The 19,501-nt window shown below is 65.5% G+C and carries 15 protein-coding genes; 9 read left to right on the forward strand and 6 right to left on the reverse strand.

Annotation, left to right across the window (positions count from 1 at the left end):
- Positions 1-70: 70 nt before the first annotated feature.
- Positions 71-919: a phytanoyl-CoA dioxygenase family protein gene (locus ACVWY6_RS09410; RefSeq protein ID WP_457537597.1), complete on the forward strand. Its 849-nt coding sequence runs from the start codon at positions 71-73 to the stop codon at positions 917-919.
- Positions 920-944: 25 nt separating this feature from the next.
- Here the strand turns inward: ACVWY6_RS09410 and ACVWY6_RS09415 are convergent, their stop codons facing one another.
- The 3 genes from ACVWY6_RS09415 to helR all read right to left on the reverse strand — a co-directional run bounded on the left by ACVWY6_RS09415 (position 945) and on the right by helR (position 6,447).
- Positions 945-2,453, reverse strand: a complete 1,509-nt coding sequence (locus ACVWY6_RS09415) for a glutamate-cysteine ligase family protein (RefSeq protein WP_023957324.1) — start codon at positions 2,451-2,453, stop codon at positions 945-947.
- Between the two features lie 63 nt (positions 2,454-2,516).
- On the reverse strand, positions 2,517-4,154 hold the full coding sequence (locus tag ACVWY6_RS09420) for an ABC-F family ATP-binding cassette domain-containing protein (protein WP_400726918.1): 1,638 nt from the start codon (positions 4,152-4,154) through the stop codon (positions 2,517-2,519).
- An 82-nt stretch (positions 4,155-4,236) separates the two neighbouring features.
- Positions 4,237-6,447, reverse strand: coding sequence for an RNA polymerase recycling motor ATPase HelR (helR, locus tag ACVWY6_RS09425; protein ID WP_457537599.1), 2,211 nt, complete (start codon positions 6,445-6,447; stop codon positions 4,237-4,239).
- Between the two features lie 335 nt (positions 6,448-6,782).
- Here helR and ACVWY6_RS09430 point away from each other — a divergent pair, with 335 nt between their 5' ends.
- The 3 genes from ACVWY6_RS09430 (at position 6,783) to purM (ending at position 10,146) form a co-directional block, all read left to right on the forward strand.
- Positions 6,783-7,163, forward strand: a complete 381-nt coding sequence (locus ACVWY6_RS09430) for a sterol carrier family protein (RefSeq protein WP_031332026.1) — start codon at positions 6,783-6,785, stop codon at positions 7,161-7,163.
- A gap of 118 nt (positions 7,164-7,281) precedes the next feature.
- On the forward strand, positions 7,282-8,835 hold the full coding sequence (gene purF, locus ACVWY6_RS09435) for an amidophosphoribosyltransferase (RefSeq protein ID WP_030173945.1): 1,554 nt from the start codon (positions 7,282-7,284) through the stop codon (positions 8,833-8,835).
- A gap of 216 nt (positions 8,836-9,051) precedes the next feature.
- Positions 9,052-10,146 carry a phosphoribosylformylglycinamidine cyclo-ligase gene (purM, locus tag ACVWY6_RS09440; protein ID WP_023957310.1) on the forward strand — a complete coding sequence of 365 codons (1,095 nt, stop codon included), beginning with the start codon at positions 9,052-9,054 and terminating at the stop codon, positions 10,144-10,146.
- A 157-nt stretch (positions 10,147-10,303) separates the two neighbouring features.
- Here the strand turns inward: purM and ACVWY6_RS09445 are convergent, their stop codons facing one another.
- The 3 genes from ACVWY6_RS09445 to ygfZ form a co-directional block, all read right to left on the reverse strand.
- On the reverse strand, positions 10,304-10,483 hold the full coding sequence (locus tag ACVWY6_RS09445) for a DUF3073 domain-containing protein (RefSeq protein ID WP_081729715.1): 180 nt from the start codon (positions 10,481-10,483) through the stop codon (positions 10,304-10,306).
- 136 nt (positions 10,484-10,619) lie between these two features.
- Positions 10,620-11,258, reverse strand: coding sequence for an MOSC domain-containing protein (locus ACVWY6_RS09450; protein WP_457538563.1), 639 nt, complete (start codon positions 11,256-11,258; stop codon positions 10,620-10,622).
- A gap of 2 nt (positions 11,259-11,260) precedes the next feature.
- Positions 11,261-12,385, reverse strand: coding sequence for a CAF17-like 4Fe-4S cluster assembly/insertion protein YgfZ (gene ygfZ, locus ACVWY6_RS09455; RefSeq protein WP_457537601.1), 1,125 nt, complete (start codon positions 12,383-12,385; stop codon positions 11,261-11,263).
- Positions 12,386-12,423: 38 nt separating this feature from the next.
- Between ygfZ and ACVWY6_RS09460 the strand changes: the two genes are divergently transcribed.
- The 5 genes from ACVWY6_RS09460 to cydC all read left to right on the forward strand — a co-directional run bounded on the left by ACVWY6_RS09460 (position 12,424) and on the right by cydC (position 19,438).
- Positions 12,424-13,335 (forward strand): aminodeoxychorismate lyase, encoded by a 912-nt coding sequence (locus ACVWY6_RS09460; protein ID WP_400724846.1) that lies wholly within the window; start codon positions 12,424-12,426, stop codon positions 13,333-13,335.
- 128 nt (positions 13,336-13,463) lie between these two features.
- A complete protein-coding gene (locus tag ACVWY6_RS09465) occupies positions 13,464-14,981 on the forward strand; it encodes a cytochrome ubiquinol oxidase subunit I (protein ID WP_457537603.1) in 1,518 nt (505 codons plus the stop codon).
- Between the two features lie 17 nt (positions 14,982-14,998).
- Entirely contained in the window at positions 14,999-16,060 is a 1,062-nt protein-coding gene (gene cydB / locus ACVWY6_RS09470; RefSeq protein ID WP_457537605.1) for a cytochrome d ubiquinol oxidase subunit II, read from the forward strand.
- Positions 16,057-17,748, forward strand: a complete 1,692-nt coding sequence (cydD, locus tag ACVWY6_RS09475; RefSeq protein WP_457537606.1) for a thiol reductant ABC exporter subunit CydD — start codon at positions 16,057-16,059, stop codon at positions 17,746-17,748. The genes cydB and cydD overlap by 4 nt, the downstream gene beginning before the upstream one ends.
- Positions 17,735-19,438: a thiol reductant ABC exporter subunit CydC gene (cydC, locus tag ACVWY6_RS09480; RefSeq protein ID WP_457537607.1), complete on the forward strand. Its 1,704-nt coding sequence runs from the start codon at positions 17,735-17,737 to the stop codon at positions 19,436-19,438. The genes cydD and cydC overlap by 14 nt, the downstream gene beginning before the upstream one ends.
- Positions 19,439-19,501: the final 63 nt, after the last annotated feature.

Raw genomic sequence — 19,501 nt, forward strand, 5'->3', positions numbered from 1 at the left:
CACGTGACAACTTCGACGACAGCACGCGCTCACCCTGAAAGAACTCCTGACCAGCGCTAACGTCTTGTGAATGACAATTGTGACCGCAGGCCCCGGCGTATACGGACCCGACGACATCGAGGGTCTCCTCTGGTTTTACGACATGCACGGCTACGTCGTGTTGCGGGGGATGCTTGCCGAAGCCGACACCGCGGCCATCGAAGCGGAATGCGTCGACGCCCAGCAGAAGGTGGTGTCCGGGGAACTCGACGACCGCTACGGCTCGACGGTGTTCCTCGATGAGGCGGCCAAGGCCGACAAGTTCGCCAACTACGTGGAGTACGTCAGCGAACTGTCGCCGGCGGTCGACGCCGCGATCACCCACCCCGTGCTGATCGACATCATGAAACAGCTTGTCGGCGAATCATGTTGGATCCGGGCCGACGAACAGAACGGCGTGGTGTACCAAGATGCCCGGCCGGGTAAGGAATCCGGCTACACGCGTATCGGCTGGCACTCCGACTGGCAGGCGAGCCCCAGCCTCGATGTCTGGCCGAGCACGGCTTTCACCGTGCACATCGACGGCACCAGCCCGGCGAACGGATTCCTGCGGGTGGTGCCGGGAAGTCACCTGTGGGCGACCCCTGCGCCGTATCGCAACGCCAACGGGGTGTCGGTGCCGTCGACGGCGCGACCCTCGGGCGGCCGCACCGACCGCACACCACCGTTCGAGATGCCGCTCGGATTCGAGAAGATCCGGGGTGAGGTGGGCGTCTACGCCGAACGCGGCGACATCATCTTGCACGACGCCTACCTGTGGCATTCCGCAGCCCGGGCCACCGACGATGCCGCGCTGCGCAGGCACGTGCGTGGCGGTTACTTCGGCGGCGTGAAACCTGCTGCGGGCGTGGAGGAATTCATCAAGAACGCGGCACGGTAGACAACGCGGCCGAGACTCGCGACCGCTACAGATCCCAGGTGTGCACGGGCGCGCCGTCATGCATGCGTTCTATGTACTCGCGCAGCATCCCGGCCAGCGCCTCCTCACGGCTGTCGCCAGCCTGCTCGCGTGCCTGCACCGAGGCACGTTGCCACACCGAGCCGGTCTGCCGGTTGAGGGCACGTCCCTCGATGACCGAGAGATAGCGGTCGCGGGCGTCGGCGCTCACGCCGAACGCCTGTAGCCCTTCGTCGGCCAGCGGCAACAATTTTCGCAGAACGAGCTCGTCGGGTCGTACCCAGCCGAGTGTCGGCCAATACAGCTGCGAGTCGATCCCGTCACGTGATGCCGCCTGCAGGTTCTCGGCCGCGGCATCGAACGACATCTGCGACCACAGTGGCCGTTCGGCATCGACCAGGCCACGCAGCACGCCGTAATAGAACGAGGCATTGGCCATGATGTCGACAACGGTAGGTCCTGCAGGCAACACCCGGTTCTCGATGCGCAGATGTGCGTGGCCGTCGACCACGTCGTACACCGGACGGTTCCAGCGGTAGACGGTGCCGTTGTGCATACGCAGCTCTGTGAGTTCCGGGATGGTCCCCGCCTCGAGCTGTTCGAGGGGATCCTCGTCGGAGACCACCGGCAGCAGCGACGGGAAGTATCGGGTGTTCTCCTCGAAGAGGTCGAAAATCGTTGTGATCCAACGCTCTCCGAACCACACGCGCGGACGGACGCCCTGATTGATGAGTTCTTGTGGCCTGGTGTCGGTGGCCTGCTGGAACACCGGGATGCGGCTTTCATGCCAGAGTGCCCGGCCCGCCAGGAAAGGCGAATTGCCTGCCAGGGCCACCTGGACACCTGCGATGGCCTGTGCCGCGTTCCAGTGATCTGCGAAATCCTCAGGTGCCACCCGCAGATGCAGCTGCAGTGACGTGCAGGCTGCCTCGGGCAAGATCGAGTCGATCGAGGTGTGCAGCCGTTCGGATTCGCCGCCCGGGGTCAGCGGGACTCCGGTGATGTCGAGTTCGATGTCTTCGCCGCGGGCGGCGAAGATCTGCTGGTTCAGCAGATCGTACCGGGGGTTGGCCGAAATCCATTGATGCGCAAAGTGTTCCTGGCGCAACGTGGGCAGCATGCCGATCATCACCAGGTGGTTGTCGGTGCCGGCTGCGCGTTCCTCGGCGCGGTTGAGTGAATCACGCAGAGCCTGCTCGAGCGACACGGTGTCGCCGCCGACGAATGGGCGGGGCGACACGTTGATCTCGATGTTGAACTGGCCCAGCTCGGTTTGGTAGTCGGGGTCGGCGATCGCCTCGAGCACAGTCGCATTCGACATCGCCGGGTTCATCGCCCGATCGACCAGATTGAGTTCGACCTCCATGCCGAGTAAGGGCTGGGGTGGATTGCCCTGATCGGTGAAGAGTCCGTTCGCCAGCATTCGGGCCACAGCCTCGGTGCATCGCCCGACTTGTTCGCGGAACAGTCGGCGGTCCTCGCGGCTGAACTCTTGGGTGTTCACATCCGTGCCCATTGATTCATGGTGTCACGGACTTCCCGTGATGTTCTCGCCGACGGGGCCTGTGCAGAACTGCCGTCAGGCCAGAGTCTCCGACAACCGGCCTGCGTCGAGGCGCCATTTGCGTGTCGAGCGCACCGTGGCCAGCATTCGTCTGTCGTGCGTGACCAACAGGACTGTCCCGGAGAACGACTCGACTGCCTGCTCCAACTGCTCGATGGCCGGCAGGTCCAGGTGGTTGGTCGGTTCGTCGAGTACCAGCAGGTTCACCCCGCGGGCCTGCAACAGCGCCAGGGCGGCGCGGGTGCGTTCACCGGGCGACAGCGAATCGGCCGGCCGCGTCACGTGGTGACCGCGCAGACCGAACTTGGCGAGCAGGGTGCGCACGTCGGCCTCGGTGAGGTCGGGAACCTGCACGGCGAAAGCGTCGGCCAGTGGGGTCTCGCCGGTGAACAATGCACGCGCCTGATCCACCTCACCCACGAGGACTCCCGCGCCCAATGCAGCCGTGCCCTGGTCAGGGGTGACGGTGCCCAGGAGTAGCCCGAGAAGCGTTGATTTGCCAGAACCGTTGGCTCCGGTGATCACGATGCGGTCGCCGACGTTGACCTGTGTGCTGATGGGTCCGAGGGTGAAGCCGTCCCGGATGACGGCCGCGTCGTTGAGGGTGGCCACCACGGTGCCCGACCGTGGAGCGGTGGCGATCTCCATCCGCAGCTCCCACTCTTTCCGGGGTTCGGCCACCTCGTCGAGGCGTTCGATGCGGCGCTGCGTCTGCCTTGCCTTGGCCGCCTGCTTCTCGGTCGACTCCAACCGGACCGCGCGACCCATCTTGTCGTTGTCCTTGGACTTACGGCGCGCGTTGCGCACACCGTGCTCCATCCAGCCGCGCTGCATCTGTGCACGTTCGGTCAACGCGTTCTTGGTGTCGGCGTATTGGTCGTACGCGTCGCGCGCATGCTGACGGGCCACCTCGCGTTCGACGAGGAACGCTTCGTAACCGCCGGAATACACCGATACCTGCTGCTGGGCGAGGTCCAGCTCGATGATGCCCGTGACGGTCCTGGCCAGGAACTCCCTGTCGTGGCTGACAATCACCAGCGGTGTGCGAGCACCGCGGACGAAGTTCTCGAGTTGATCGAGCCCGTCGAGGTCGAGGTCGTTGGTCGGTTCGTCGAGAAGGAGGATGTCGTAGCGGGACAACAACAACGCCGCCAGGCCGACCCTGGCCACCTGTCCACCCGACAGGGTGGTCATCGGTGCGTCCAGGTCGATCGTCAGGCCCAGTTCCGAGGTGACCTGTTCGGCGCGCTCGTCGAAGTCCGCCCCACCCAGGTGCAGCCAGCGTTCGAGTGCAGGCGAATACAGGTCGTCGCCGCCATCCGCCAGGGCGGCGGCGGCCTCGTCCATCGCCGATTGCGCCTGCGCCACCCCCACCCGGCGGCACAGGAACTGTCGGACCGACTCCCCGGAGACGAACTCGGCCTCCTGGGCCAGGTAGCCGACCTCGGCATCCGGAGGACTGAGCGTGATCGTGCCGTCGAAGTCGGCTGTGCCCTGGCCGGCGAGCAGCGTCAGCAGCGTCGACTTGCCGGCACCGTTGGCGCCGACCAGCCCGAACACGTCGCCTTCGGCAACGGTCAGGTCCAGATCGGAGAACAACGTCCGCTCGCCGTGACCTGCGGACAGTCCGGCGGCATGCAGGGTGGCGCTGATGGTGGTGACGCTCCTTCTCGGGTTCTGTGCTGTCCGCAGGATATCGCCTCGACGCGGCGGCCCGGTTCTGCCGGTCGTGCCGTCACGAACCGGTGAGCACCACCAGTCGCTGCGTCGCGCGGGTCATCGCGACGTAGCGATCCACCGCGCCCTCGACACCGACGCCGAACGACTCCGGGTCGATCAGGATGACCAGATCGAACTCGAGCCCCTTCGACAGCTGTGGGGTCAACCATCGGACGCGTGCAGGCTCCCCGAATCTGCTTGTGTCCACCTCGTCGTCATCGATGACACAGACCGTGCCGTCCGGGTTCTCCGCCAGCCAGGGCTCGATGATGGGGTCGAGGTCGGTGACGGATCGGTGTTCCACCGGGAAGCCGCTGCGACGGACCGACGTCGGCACGTTGGCATCGGGCACTGCGGCCCGGATCACAGGTGCGGCCTCGGTCATGACCTCCTCGGGCGTGCGGTAGTTGATACCGAGCGTCGCGACATCGATGCGGTCGAGTCCGACGCGTTCGAGTCTTTCCCGCCAGGACTCCATCCGAACCTCGGACGATTCAGGGTCGGTCACCGTGAAGCCGTGCCGTGCCTGCGCGCGGTCGCCGACGATGGTGAAACTACGAGAAGGGCACCGTAGCAACAATATCTGCCATTCGGCGTCGGTCAACTCCTGTGCTTCGTCGACGACGATGTGGGCAAACGGGCCCGCGTGGGGATCGCTCGAGTCGTCCTGCCGGTCGGTGTCGTCGACCAGAGCCCGGCTCAGGTCGTGGCCGCGCAACATCGACATCACGCGCAATTCGGAGTCGTCGGATGCGATGAGGTCGTCGACCACCCCGGATCGGCGTTCGTGTTCGGCCCGCAGGGCTGCACGTCGGCGGCGGATGCGTGAGGCGGCCTCCGGGTCGCCCAGTCGGTGTCGGGCGGCGTCGAGAAGAGGCAGGTCGGAGACAGTCCACGCCCGGGGATCGGGCCGTTGCAGTGCGGCGACCTCCTCGGCATCGAGCCAGGGCGCGCACATGCGGAGGTAGGCGGGAACAGACCACAGATCCCCGACGAGGTCGGCGGCGTCCACCATCGGCCAGGCCCGATTCAGCGCGGCGCGCAGATCGTCATTCTCCCGCAGCGACTTTCGAACCTGATCGGTTCCGACGTCACCCCGGTACCTGTCGATCAGGATCTCGATCAGTTCCTCCATGATCGCCTCACGTGCCTCGTTGTGGGGTGTGCCGCGGTCCGGTGACCGAAAAGCCGCCGCCCAGTCCTCGGCGCTCAGCCAGATCTCGCTCCAGTCGGTCTCGACGGTCATGCCCTTCGCCGGCGGTTTCTCATAGAATCGGACTGCCACCTCGACGGCGTTCACCAGGTCCGCCGATGCCTTGAGTCGCGCCACCGCGGGGTCGGCTTCGACCGTCGCCTTCGCACCCTCCGGCACAAGGTCTCTCAAGGTGCATGTCCACACTCCTTCTTCTCCGAGACTGGGCAGGACATCGGCGACGTAAGCCAGGTAGGGCTCGTGTGGGCCGACGAACAGCACGCCGCCCCGTTGATGGCCCAGGCGCGGGTCAGAGTAGAGAAGGTAGGCGGTTCGGTGCAGTGCGACAACGGTTTTGCCGGTGCCCGGTCCACCGTCGACGACGAGTGCGCCGCGCGATCCGCCGCGGATGATGGCGTCTTGATCCGCCGCGATCGTGCCCAGGACGTCGCGCATCTTGGCCGATCGGTTCTGTCCCAGACTTGCGATGAACGCCGACTGGTCATCGAGCGCTGCGCTGCGATCCGAGTCTGCGACCACCTGACCTTCCATGATGAAGACCTCATCCCAGTAGTCGGTGATCTTCTCGCCGGACCATCGGTAGCGACGGCGTCGGGTCAGGCCCATCGGATCGGCATGGGTGGCACCGAAAAACGGCTCGGCGACGGGGGAGCGCCAGTCGACCATCAGTTGCCGCCCAGAGCTGTCCGTCAGTCCCAGTCGCCCGACATACACCGGTTCGGAACCGTCCGCGCCCACCATGTGCCCGAGACACAGGTCGACGCCGAACCGCCGCAGTGTGCGCAGACGCGCAGTGAGCCGGTGGACCTCCATGTCCCGGTCCATGGCCGCCCGGCCCTCGCCTCCCGGCGCCTTCCGTTCAGCGTCGATGCGATCCCGCAGGTTCGATATCGACTCTTTCAAACTCCTCGCGACCTCGGTGAAATGGTGCTCATCGTGCGCGATCAGTGCGGGGTCGGCTTTGCGTGCCAGGTGGTGGGGCAGGTCGAAAACACTGGTGGACAACGGGTTCAAGCGCTCATCTCCTCTGACGGCTTCGCATCGCGACGGCTTGCTGCCACCGCACGGAAGGGCCGAATGTTGGCCGTGGACAGTGAGTTTGCGCCCTCAACCGGGTCTTGCCGCAAGCCCCTGGGTGCGCTATAAATTAGAAGGGGCAAGGACACGTGCCCTCTCAGCTCGCCCCAAAACCTTCACGCCGGGAACTTCGTTCTGGAACCGTCACGCCGGCGCCTCGCACACATCGACTCGCCCGAGTCAGATGACTCGGGAGTCTTGGAGCTGCCCGCAGCACAGGACCCGACGACCACGCGCCCATCGGTGCATCGGCGGGCGTGCCACGATTGGGTGTGCCTTCTCGTAAGCCGGTCGACCCGGCAGCCATGCGTGCCGCGGTGGCGCTGGTGGAACCGTGGCTGAACGATCCCGCCGCCGCCGAGCCGACACGAGCCGAACTGGCCGATGCCGTGCGAACCTCTGCCCGCACCCTCGCTCAGGTCGCACCTGGTTCGTCGGTCGAGGTGCGGGTTCCCCCGTTCGTCGCGGTGCAGTGCATCGAGGGACCTCGGCACACCCGGGGCACGCCGCCGAATGTGGTGGAAACAAATTCGCGCACGTGGCTGTTGTTGGTGACGGGACAGCTCGAACTCGTCGACGCAATCGACTCGGGGATGGTCACCGCATCGGGGAGTCGCGCCAGGGAGATCGATCACTGGCTACCGCTCGTCTAGATTCCGGTGCTGGTGAGACAGTTGTGACAGACACACACTCCGGCGATTCGCTAACGCGTTTCGGCTGCCCGTAGACTTGAGCCCACGCCCTCCACCAGCCCACCTCATGGGAGTGCCAGTGACCGAGCTGTCGATCAACAGCAAGAACCTGTTAGACGCCGACGAGCCTGAGAACGAGCCACGCGAAGAATGTGGCGTGTTCGGTGTCTGGGCACCCGGTGAGGATGTTGCAAAGCTCACCTATTACGGCCTGTATGCGTTGCAACACAGAGGCCAGGAGGCTGCGGGCATCGCCGTGGCGGACGGCTCGCAGGTCTTGGTGTTCAAAGACCTGGGGCTCGTCTCGCAGGTGTTCGACGAGCAGACCCTCGGCGCCATGCAGGGCCACGTGGCCATCGGCCACTGTCGCTACAGCACCACCGGATCCACCACCTGGGAGAACTCCCAGCCCATCTTCCGTACCACCGCTGCGGGCACAGGCGTGGCGCTCGGTCACAACGGAAACCTCGTCAACACCTCCGACTTGGCCAGCAAGGCCCGCGATTTCGGGTTGATGGATTCGCGGCGCGCCGGCGGCGCCACCTCGGATTCGGACGTCGTCGGGGCGCTGCTGGCCCATGGCGCGGCGGATTCGACCATTGAGCAGGCCGCGATGGAGTTGCTCCCGACCCTTCGGGGCGCGTTCTGCCTGACCTTCATGGACGAGCACACGCTGTACGCGGCGCGCGATCCGCACGGCGTCCGGCCACTGTGCCTCGGTCGTCTCGACCGCGGATGGGTGGTGGCGTCCGAGACCGCGGCCCTCGACATCGTCGGCGCGTCCTACGTCCGTGAGATCGAGCCGGGCGAACTGCTCGCCATCGACGCCGACGGCGTCCGTAGCTCGCGCTTCGCCGAGGCCACGCCCAAGGGTTGCGTCTTCGAATACGTCTACCTCGCCCGGCCCGACAGCGTCATCAACGGACGCTCGGTGCACACCACCCGGGTGGAGATCGGTCGCCGGCTGGCGCGCGAGTTCCCGGCCGAGGGCGACCTGGTCATCCCCGTACCCGAATCGGGCACACCTGCCGCGGTCGGATACGCCCAGGAATCAGGCATCCCCTACGGCCAGGGACTGATGAAGAACGCCTACGTGGGACGCACCTTCATCCAGCCGTCGCAGACCATCCGTCAGCTGGGCATCCGGCTCAAACTCAACCCTCTCAAAGAGGTCATCCGCGGGAAACGGCTTGTGGTCGTGGACGATTCGATCGTCCGCGGTAACACGCAGCGCGCGTTGATCCGAATGCTCCGCGAGGCAGGTGCGGCCGAGGTGCACGTGCGTATCGCATCGAGCCCCGTGCGCTGGCCGTGCTTCTACGGCATCGACTTCGCATCGCCCGCCGAACTGATCGCCAACGGCACGGACTCCGAAGAGCATCTGGTGGAAGGTGTCCGGCACGCCATCGGCGCAGACTCCCTCGGCTACATCAGTACCGACGAGATGATCGCCGCCACCGAGCAGCCCGCCGACAACCTCTGCGCCGCATGCTTCACCGGTGAGTACCCGATCGAGCTGCCCAAGGAGACATCCATGGGCAAGGCGGTTCTCGAGACGATGCTCAAGAATGCCGCGACGGGCTCCGACGTGCTCGCCGACAACGACAACGTGAGCGCGATCCGCCGGCCCTAGGCCGCCGTCACCGTTCCCGGTCGCGAGTCATCCCTGGCGTGGGGATGACTCGGTACCCCGTCGAGTGTCCGCCTTGCGCAGTTCCCCGTTGTCCGCCGATGTAGGCAATGCACGTCGCCAGAACTCATCGGGTGCACCTCGGGTAGCGTGAGACCGGATTATTCGCCACCACGGCAGCCCCGGCTGCCGGACTTCGAGAACGGGAACCACACGCCGATGACCGACAACGAGCCCAGCAACGCCTCATATGCTGCGGCGGGAGTGGACATCGATGCCGGTGAGCGAGCAGTGGAGCTGTTCGCCCCGCACGCAAAGCGCACGCTGCGTCCCGAGGTCATGGGTGGACTCGGAGGCTTTGCCGGCCTGTTCAAGCTCAAGGGCGGCTACCGCGAGCCGGTTCTCGCATCGTCCACCGACGGCGTGGGAACAAAGATCGCGGTGGCACAGGCCATGGGCAAGCACGACACCCTCGGTCGCGATCTCGTGGCGATGGTGGTCGACGACCTCGTCGTCTGCGGTGCCGAACCGCTGTTCCTCCAGGACTACATCGCCGTCGGCAAGGTTGTGCCCGAGGTCGTCGCAGAGTTGGTCAAGGGAATCGCCGATGGTTGCGTCGAGGCCGGGTGTGCGCTGCTCGGCGGCGAGACGGCCGAACACCCGGGTCTGATGGCAGAGGGCGACTACGACCTGTCTGCCACCGGCGTGGGCATCGTCGAGGCCGACGCAGTGCTCTCGCCGGACCGCGTGCGGCCCGGTGACGTCGTGATCGCGATGGGCAGCAGCGGCCTGCATTCGAACGGATACTCGTTGGCGCGCAAGGTGTTGCTCGAGTGGGGTCACATGGACCTCGGCGGGCACGTCGAAGAGTTCGAGCGCACCCTCGGCGAAGAGTTGCTGGAGCCCACCCGTATCTACGCCAAGGACTGCCTAGCCCTGGCTGCGGAGACCGACGTCCGGACGTTCTCACACGTCACCGGTGGCGGGTTGGCCGACAACCTGGCCCGCGTCATCCCCAGCGGCCTGGTCGCAGAACTCGACCGCGGCACCTGGTCGCCGGCGCCGATCTTCCAGATGATCGCCCAGCGCGGACGCGTGGAGCGTATCGAGATGGAGCGGACCTTCAACATGGGCGTCGGGATGGTCGCCGTGGTGGCGCCCGAAGACACCGACCGCGCACTGGCCGTCCTGACTGCTCGCCACCTGGATTGCTGGGTGCTGGGATCGATCAAGAAGTCCCACACGACAAGCCCGGGGGATCACAAGAAGAAGACCGGGGTTGCCGAGCTGATGGGCGAGCACCCGCGGTTCTAGACCCGGAAGGGAACTGCGGCCTGATCGGGGATGTGCCCGATCAGGATTGCGACCCGATCACGGATATGCCGAGTGGCCCGCCCTGACCGGGAGTCGCCTCAGGGGGTTGTCAAGAGTGGTGGTTCGAACCAGTTGGCCCGAACCCCCGGCTCGCCTGTCAGGCTCGCCGCCAACTCTCCTCATCGGACCACCGATCGTCCGTGAACCCATCGTTCGGTTCAGCGGAATCGCCACCCGACAGCTCTCGCTGCAAGCTGTCGAAGTCGGTGTTCGGTGAGCTGTACTTAAGTTCACGAGCAACTTTAGTTTGCTTCGCCTTCGCCCGGCCGCGGCCCATAGGGGACCCCCTCGCGCAATGAAGGGGCGGCCAAACACGTGGCGGCCCCATTCTGTGTTTACAAATATGGTCGTGAAACACAGTCTAGCGTGCTCGCAAGCGTGATGCGGACCGGCTCGTCGGGGGCCCGCTGAATTTACCTGCTCTTCTTGCGAAGCCACCGCTCTGCGTCCCGCACGACCTTCGGCGGAAGACTGTCGGCGGCCAGCAGTTCTACCAAAGCATCACGGTCGGGGCCGGTGATCAGATGCCGGACCAGAACCCCGTGATCCGGCCGGGAAATGACCCTGACCACATCACCCGCTGTCACGGCACCCGGCTGGACCACACGGAGATAACAGCCCACGTCGGCCTGGGCGTTGAAGCGCTTGATCCAGTTCTCCTCTTGCGCCCAGTCGGCGAAGGTGCGACATGGGGTACGCGCAATCGTGACCTCCAGTTCGAGAGTGTCACCGACCTTCCAGCGCTCTCCGATCACTGCATCGGTTGTGGCCACGCCTGCGATCCGGAGGTTCTCGCCGAACCATCCGTACGGCAGCTCTCGATCCAGTTCCGTTGCCCATCGCTGGGCCTCGTCTTCGCTGTAGGCGTAAATAGCCTGATCGAGTCCGCCGTGGTGTTTGACGTCGCAGACATGGTCGATGTCGAGGCCGTTCTCGTTCACGTCCACCGGACCGTCGATCGCCCGCTTGTCGATGGCGCTGATCCCGACACCACCCGCCAGGCGATGCTCCTCGTGCACCGCGCACACGGCCAGCACCGCGCCCTCGGCCAAGCTCACCTGCCCCTCAATTTCTCGATTGCAGCACGTCCGGCCTGCACCCGGTCATCAGCCGGCACCGAAGTGGGATCGATGGCGGCGGTGGTGCCGCCGGTCTCGAGGACTGTGTCGGCAGGCACACCCCGCTTGACCAAAGCGAGCGCGATCGGCCCGTACTCGAAGTGTTCGACAACGGTGCCGATCCGACCGACTGCACGTCCACCCGCGGTGACGGGATCACCGGTGACGGGACGGCTGTCGGCACTGCCGTCGAGGTGGAGCAGGAGCAGTTGCCGGGGAGGTTTGCCGAGATTGTGCACCCGGGCGACGGTCTCCTGACCCCGGTAACACCCTTTGTTCAGGTGCACTGCACCCATCTCATCCGGCGACCCGATCCAGTTCACCTCATGAGGGATAGCGCGCTCGTCGGTGTCGATGCCCAGCCGGGGTCGCAGAGCCGCGACCCGAAGAGCTTCATGAGCCCACGAACCTGCGGGGCGCACGCCGACCGCGGTCAGGCTCGACCACCACGTGATCAGCTGATCGACCGGGATGACCAGGTCGATGGCCTCGACGGAGGCATGCTCACCGAGAGCAGGCATCACCCGCCAGAACCCGCCGTCGGCCAACGGCCCGGCGTCGTAGACCGATGCCGTCGGGGGTACGCCGAGCAACTGTGCGACGGCACCTCCACGGGTTTGCGGCCCCAGCAGGCTCAGCACCGCCATGTCCGGGCGCCTGGCAACCTCGACCTTCGCCCAGAAGACCATCTTCGTCAGGAACGCGGCCAACGGCTCGCCGCGATGCGCCTCGGTGTCGATCCACGTGGTGCCGTCGATGTCGGTCTGGATGAAGTGATCCTCGATCCGGCCGTTCCCGTCGAGGCTGAGGTTCTCCGCGCTGCGTCCGTCCGCGAGGTCGGTGACGAACTGACTGGAGATGGTGTTGAGCCAACTGAGCCGCTCGTCGCCGGTGAGGGCGATGACGCTGCGATGCGAACGGTCGATCACCACCGCAGAGGTGGTCGCGGCACGTTGCTCACCGAACGGGTCACCGAAGTGCCACGCCACTGCTTCGTCTGGGGAATTTTCCGGGCCACCGACTGCGCCTGAGGCGCGTAATGAATCCAACAAAACAGTCACGTCATCATCGTACGAGCGTGCTCGCTACTCTTGCCGTCATGGCTCAACCGATCTTGGTGACTGTCGATGGCGCGGTACTCGACCCTGACGTGCCGATCCTGCATGCGGACGACCTTGCTGCGGTCCGAGGCGACGGGATCTTCGAAACCCTGCTCGTCCGCGATGGGCGGGCTCGCGTGGTCGATCTGCATCTGCAGCGGCTCTCGCGCAGCGCCAAGGCGCTCGATCTGCCTGCTCCCGACGAGGAGAAATGGGCCGACGCGATTGCGACTGGTGCCAGGGTCTGGGCGGAGGCCAACGGCAACGCCGAGGGGCTCATGCGGCTGGTCTACTCACGCGGACGGGAGTCGGCACCCGTCGACGCCGCGCCTCCGCGGGACCGCGACGAGACCGGGCTCACCCGTGAGGCGAACGCGGCCACCGAATATCTGACCGTCGGACCCGTTGCCGAACGGGCCGCCAAGGTCCGCGAGAACGGGGTGAAGGTCATCACCGCCCCCCGTGGATACTCGGTCGATCTCGCCGCGGTGGCCCCGTGGCAGTTGCTCGGTGCCAAAACCCTGAGCTATGCCACGAACATGGCTGCGCTGCGGTACGCCGCCGAGCAAGGCGCCGACGACGTCATCTACACCAGCAGTGAGGGCTATGTGCTCGAGAGCCCGCGGTCGACGGTCATCGTGGTCGAAGGAAAACGGTTGATCACACCGCCACCCGAGATCGGCATCCTCAGTGGCACCACCCAGCAGGCCCTGTTCGCCCAGGCCGACAAGGACGGCTGGGAGACCGAGGTTCACGCCCTGCGTCCGGCAGACCTCATCTGTGCCGAATCGGTGTGGTTGGTGTCCAGCATCACGTTGGCCACCCGCGTTATCGAGCTCAACGGTTATTCGATGACGACTCCGGCTCGCCCACAAGACTTTTCGGCTCTGGTAGACCGCGCAATCGGCTGATTCGACCCGCCGTTCGGCATCGGTGAAGGTGCCCGGCGCCACACCGATTTTGCTTGTTCGTCATCTGCGCCCGGGCGTACGCTGCATCTACTACCTCTCGTAGTAGCGACTCGGCGAATGAGGCAAAAATGGACGCTCTTGACGTCTCGCGGTGGCAGTTCGGGATCACCACCGTCTACCACTTCATCCTGGTACCCCTGACGATCGGACTCGCTCCGATGGTTGCGGTGATGCAGACGGTGTGGGTCGTCACCGGTCGTGAGCAGTGGTATCGCGCCACCAAATTCTTCGGGAAGTTATTGCTGATCAACTTCGCCCTCGGCGTCGCCACCGGCATCGTCCAGGAGTTCCAATTCGGGATGAACTGGAGCGAGTACAGCAGATTTGTCGGGGACGTGTTCGGCGGTCCGCTGGCGCTCGAAGGCCTCGTCGCGTTCTTCATGGAATCGACATTCTTGGGTCTCTGGATCTTCGGCTGGGATCGCCTGCCCAAGAAGATCCATCTGCTGACGATCTGGATGGTTGCCATCGGCGTCAACGCGTCCGCGTGGTTCATCGTCGCTGCGAACTCGTGGATGCAGCACCCCGTCGGGGCGCAGTGGAACGAGGAAAAGCAACGTCCAGAGCTCAAGAGCCTGTGGGACGTGATGACCAACAGCACCACGTTGGCGGCCTTCCCTCACACCATCGCCGGCGCGTTCCTCACCGCCGGCACCTTCGTCGCGGGGATCGGCTGCTGGTGGATGGTGCGAAACATGCGGCAGGCCAAGCGCTCCGAAGGTGCCGAGGCGGACCGATTGGAGGCCGATGCGCGGACGCTGTACCGCCCGGTGACCCGCTTGGCCCTGTGGGTGATGATCGTCAGCGGCGTGGCCCTCGCCATCACCGGTGACGCGCAGGCCAAGCTCATGTTCGAACAGCAGCCGATGAAGATGGCGTCGGCCGAGTCGTTGTGCGAGACCGAAAGCGGTGCAAGCTTTTCCATCCTTGCCATCGGCACCCAGAACAACTGCGAGTCCGTCACGCATCTGATCGAGGTGCCCAAGGCGTTGTCGTTCCTGGCCGACTACGACTTCAACTCCACCCTGCAAGGGGTCGAAGACCTGCAGGCGCAGCACGAGGCGAACTTCGGTCCCGGCAACTACAAGCCGAATCTCTTTGTCACGTACTGGGCGTTCCGTGCCATGATCGGATGGGCTCTCGGCTCGGCGGCACTGGCTCTTCTTGCACTCTGGTTCACGCGCGGTGGCCGTATCCCCGATTCGAAGCGCTTCGGGACATTTGCCATCTGGATGATCCCGACCCCGTTCTTGGCCAACAGTTCTGGCTGGATCTTCACCGAGATGGGGCGTCAGCCCTGGATGGTGGCACCCAATCCGACGGGTCTGTCGCAGGTGCACCTGACCGTGCAAGAGGGCGTCAGCCGGCACTCGGGCTACCTCGTCCTCACGTCGTTGATCATCTTCACCCTCCTCTATGGAGTGCTCGGCCTGATCTGGTTCACGTTGTTGCGCAAGTACACCCGCGAAGGTCCACAACCGTCCGACTCCGGGCCCCCGGTCGGTGGGTCGGGCAACGACGGCGACGGCAGTGGTCGCGATGACGACGACGCCGATGACGTCAAACAACTCTCGTTCGCTTACTGAAAGGCCGAGGTGACGTGATGAGCCTTGCTGAGTTCTGGTTCGCACTCGTCGGAGTGCTGTTCCTCGGCTACTTCGTACTCGAGGGTTTCGACTTCGGGGTCGGGATGCTCATGCCTTTTCTGGGCCGGGCGAAGGACGGGGTGTCCGGGGACACCAGGCGACGGGTCATGCTCAACACCATCGGCCCGGTGTGGGACGGCAACGAGGTGTGGTTGATCACCGGCGGTGGCGCCTTGTTCGCGGCCTTTCCTGCCTGGTACGCAACGATGTTCAGTACCTTCTATCTCCCGTTGCTGCTCATCCTCGTGGGGCTGATCACCCGGGTCGTCTCCATCGAGTGGCGTGGGAAGATCGACGACCCGCGGTGGCGTCGGTGGGCTGACGTCGGTATCGGGCTCGGCTCGTGGCTGCCGGCCATTCTGTGGGGCGTCGCGTTCGCCAATCTGGTGCGGGGACTTCCCATCGACGGTGAGGAGCAGTTCACCGGCAACATCCTCGACCTGCTGTCTCCGTACGCACTGCTCGGCGGCGCTGCCACCGCGTTGTTGTTCATCACCCACGGCGCGGTGTTCCTGGCACTCAAGACCGGTGGCGACATGCAGCGTGAATCGATGAGGACCGCAGCCTGGCTCGCCGTTCCGACCACCATCGTCGCCGCGGTGTGGGGTGTGTGGACCCAGCTGGCCTACGGCAAGGGATGGACGTGGGCGGCGCTGGCGGTTGCCGCGGTGGCCGTCGTCGCCGCCACGGCGCTGGCCTGGATGCGAAGGGAGGGATGGGCGTTCGTTGCCACGTGCTTCGCCATCTTCGGTGTGGTGGTCCTGATCCTCGGGTCGATGTTCCCCAACGTCATCCCGTCCACCACCGACCCGGCCTTCCACATGACCATCGAGGGGAGTGCGTCGAGTCATCACACATTGGTGGTGATCACCTGGGCGGCCGCGTTCATCACCCCCGTGGTGCTCGCCTACCAGGGGTGGACGTATTGGGTGTTCCGGCAGCGCATCTCGACATCCCAGATCCCCCCGTCCATCGGGTTGGCACTACGCGAAAGAAAAGCTGCCGAGGCGCCGAGATGACCGCGTCGGGGCGGCGACGGGCCAGACCGCCGATCGATCCGCGCCTGTGGAGATACTCACGGACCTCGCGCCGCTACCTGGTGATCACGGTGCTCATGGCCGTGGTGTCAGTCGTGACCGTCATCGTCACCGCGGCGATGGTGGCGTCGATATTGTCGGAACTGATCGTCTCTCCGGGGCTGCGCAGCCTCGATGCGCAAGCGTCCCATCTGGTCTGGCTAGCGGCGTCTGTTGTGGTGCGGGTGGTCGCGACCTACCTCCACGACCGCTACGCCCATCGCGCGGGGGCCCAGGTGATCGCCGAGTTGCGCCAGGCGGCCCTGGCCGTGGTGTCAGACCCAGCTCGTACCGCACCGCGTGATCTGCTCACCCGTCGCGAGCGTCTTGCCACCATCCTCACCCGCGGCATCGAGGCGCTGGGGCCGTACCTGACCGGTTATGTACCCGCCCTCGTGCTTTCGGTGGTGGTGATCCCGGTGCTGATCGTGGTGATGGCAATCGCCGATATGACGTCGGCGATCATCGTGGTCATCACACTGCCGCTGATACCGATCTTCATGATCCTCATCGGGGTGATGACCCGCGATCGCACAGCTGACCGGCTGGCGGCGATGAGTCGGCTCTCGTCGCAATTGCTCGACCTCATCGCCGGGATACCCACACTGCGCGCACTGGGGCGCGAGCTGGAGCCGGCGGGTCGTATCGGTGAGTTGGGGCAGGCTCATCGGCGCAGCACCATGAAGGCGCTTCGGATCGCCTTCCTGTCGGGTGCGGTGCTGGAATTCCTCGCCACCCTGTGCGTGGCATTGGTCGCCGTGAGCATCGGACTGCGCCTTGTCTTCGGTGACATGGGGCTGTACGGGGGTGTCCTGGCCCTGGTGCTCGCACCGGAGATCTACCTGCCGCTACGGGCTGCGGGGGCTCAGTTCCACAACTCGGAGGCCGGGACGGCCAGCGCTGATGAGATATTCGACATCATCGAGGCGGAATCTGCCGCGCCGACAACAGTCGACCGGTCGGTACCGGTCGCCGGAGCCGCCATCACCTTGTCCGGCGTCGGCGTCGAAGGTCGCGACGGCAGGGCCCCGGACGATGTGACGGCGACCATCCGGCCGGGCCGCCTGACCGTGGTCGTCGGGCCCAACGGCACAGGGAAATCGACTGTCCTCTCAGCGATCCTGGGTCTGCAAGACCTGGACGCCGGCTCCATCCTGATCGGTGACGTGCCGGTGGCCGACTTCGACCGGGAAGCGTTGTGGGAGCAGGTCTCTTGGCTACCACAGCACCCGGTGCTGGTGCCGGGCACCGTGAGGGACAACTTTCTCCTCGGTGGGCCGGTCTCCGATGCGGATCGCGAGTCGGCGTGCCGAGCAAGCGGTTTCGACGAAGTGGTCGCCGGCTTGCCGCAGGGGTGGGACACCCAGCTCGGGCACGGGGGAGTGGGGCTGTCGGCGGGGCAGCGGCAACGCCTGGCGCTTGCCCGTGTGCTGGTGTCACCCGCGCCGCTGCTGTTGCTCGATGAACCGACCACTCACCTCGATGCGGTGGCCGAGACCGAGGTGTGCCGGGTGCTGCAGGCCCGCGCCCACGCCGGTGACACCGTTGTTGTTGTCGCTCACCGTCCGGCGTTGCTCGCAGCAGCCGACGACGTGGTCGAGATCGGAGCGCATGTCCATGTCCATCGTTGAGAAGTGGTCGGCGGTGCGTGAGGATCCACTCTGGCGTGCGATGGGTCTACTCGGCCTGCGGAGACAGTTGGTGGCGAAGTCGCTGCTGCTGGGAATACTCGGTGCCGGTAGCGCACTGGCGCTTGCCGCGCTGTCGGCATGGTTGATCACCCGCGCTTGGCAGATGCCGCCGGTTCTCTATCTGTCGCTCGCCGTGACAGCTGTGCGAGCGCTCGGCATCTCGCGGGGGCTGTTCCGATACCTCGAGCGGCTGGCCACACACGATGTGGCCCTCGATGCGATGTCGACTGCGCGCCGCCGACTGTACGTCGCCCTCGCGGGTGGACCGTCTGGTTACTCGGTGGGATTGCGCCGCGGAGAGTTGTTGTCGCGCACGGGCGCCGATGTCGACGAGGTGGGCAATGCCTTGATCCGGGCCCTCATACCCATCGGGGTGTCGATGGTGGTGTCCGGCGCCGCGATCGTGATCATGGCGTGTGTCTCGTTGTGGGCGGCGGTCGCCTTGGCCGGTTGTCTGCTGATCAGCGGCGCAGTTGCGCCGTGGGGTGCCGCACGCGGTGCTCGCCGTGCCGCAGTGGATGCTGCCGTGGCGCAGGCGCGCAGCGCCGAGGCGATGATGAATCTGCTCGATCACGGACCCGAGCTGGCAGTGACACGTCGTCGCGCAGAGGTGTTGACCGACTTGGCATCTGCCGAGGCTGATGCCCGCAGCGCCACCGACCGTGGAGCCCGGCAGAGCGCATGGGCGACGGCTGCCACACCACTTGCCGTCGGGGTCTCGGTGATCGTGGCGGCGCTGATCGGCATCGGCATGGCTGATTCGGTGTCCCCGATGACGCTGGGCGTTCTGATCCTCCTGCCCCTGAGTGCTTTCGACTCCACCAGCACCATGACCGACGCTGCGATGACACTGTCGCGCAGCCGCCTTGCGGCGCGGCGGATCATGACCCTCGTCGACCGCGCGCACGACTACCGAAACGCGCGCCCGAACCGGTCGACTGCGCTGCCGGCCGGGCACCTGACGGTCCGTGGCTTGCGATGGGGGTGGCCCGGCGGGGCGGTGTTCGGCGGGTCTGCCGGCCTGGACCTGGACGTGAAACCGGGGTCCAGGATCGCCCTCGTGGGTCCGAGCGGCTGTGGGAAGTCCACACTCCTGCTGACGTTGGCCGGGTTGTTGGAACCGGTGTCGGGGACCGTCACCGTTTCCAGTGAGAGTGATTCGGACCCAAGATATTTCGCGGAGGACGGTCACGTGTTCACCACCAGTGTCCGCGAGAACCTGCTCGTCTCACGCGGTGACGCGACCGACGAGGTGCTGATGTCGGCGATGGCATCCGTCGGCCTCGACACCTGGGTCGGCGGATTGCCGGATGGGCTCGACACGATCCTAGAAGGGGGTGCGGACGCCATCAGCGGGGGACAGCGCAGACGGCTGCTCGTGGCGCGCGCCCTGATCAATCCCTCGCCGGTGCTGCTCATCGACGAACCCGGCGAAAATCTCGACCGTGCCGATGCGGACAGAGTGCAGGCCGGACTCCTCGATGTCGGTGGCGGGCTCGTCGACCGTGAACGCGCGGTCGTTGTTGTCTCGCACCGACTACCGGCCTCTCATGGTGCCGAGAGGGTCATCGATCTGGGAGCGAATTCGCTACGAGAAAAAGCGGTTGCCGACCTATCGAACCGGGGGTAACTTCGTCCGTACACGAGGAAGGAGGTGGTCTGAAGTTGAATTCTTGGACACGTGAGGTGACCA

Source organism: Williamsia sp. R60 (genome assembly GCF_054063855.1).

Excerpts from the sequence above, each read along its gene's own strand:
- cydD (WP_457537606.1), top strand. The coding sequence starts at position 16,057 with ATGACCGCGTCGGGGCGGCGACGGGCCAGACCGCCGATCGATCCGCGC.
- ACVWY6_RS09460 (WP_400724846.1), top strand. The coding sequence starts at position 12,424 with ATGGCTCAACCGATCTTGGTGACTGTCGATGGCGCGGTACTCGACCCT.
- cydB (WP_457537605.1), top strand. The coding sequence starts at position 14,999 with ATGAGCCTTGCTGAGTTCTGGTTCGCACTCGTCGGAGTGCTGTTCCTC.
- ACVWY6_RS09415 (WP_023957324.1), bottom strand. The coding sequence starts at position 2,453 with ATGGGCACGGATGTGAACACCCAAGAGTTCAGCCGCGAGGACCGCCGA.
- ACVWY6_RS09465 (WP_457537603.1), top strand. The coding sequence starts at position 13,464 with ATGGACGCTCTTGACGTCTCGCGGTGGCAGTTCGGGATCACCACCGTC.
- cydC (WP_457537607.1), top strand. The coding sequence starts at position 17,735 with ATGTCCATCGTTGAGAAGTGGTCGGCGGTGCGTGAGGATCCACTCTGG.
- ACVWY6_RS09410 (WP_457537597.1), top strand. The coding sequence starts at position 71 with ATGACAATTGTGACCGCAGGCCCCGGCGTATACGGACCCGACGACATC.
- purM (WP_023957310.1), top strand. The coding sequence starts at position 9,052 with ATGACCGACAACGAGCCCAGCAACGCCTCATATGCTGCGGCGGGAGTG.
- ACVWY6_RS09445 (WP_081729715.1), bottom strand. The coding sequence starts at position 10,483 with ATGGGCCGCGGCCGGGCGAAGGCGAAGCAAACTAAAGTTGCTCGTGAA.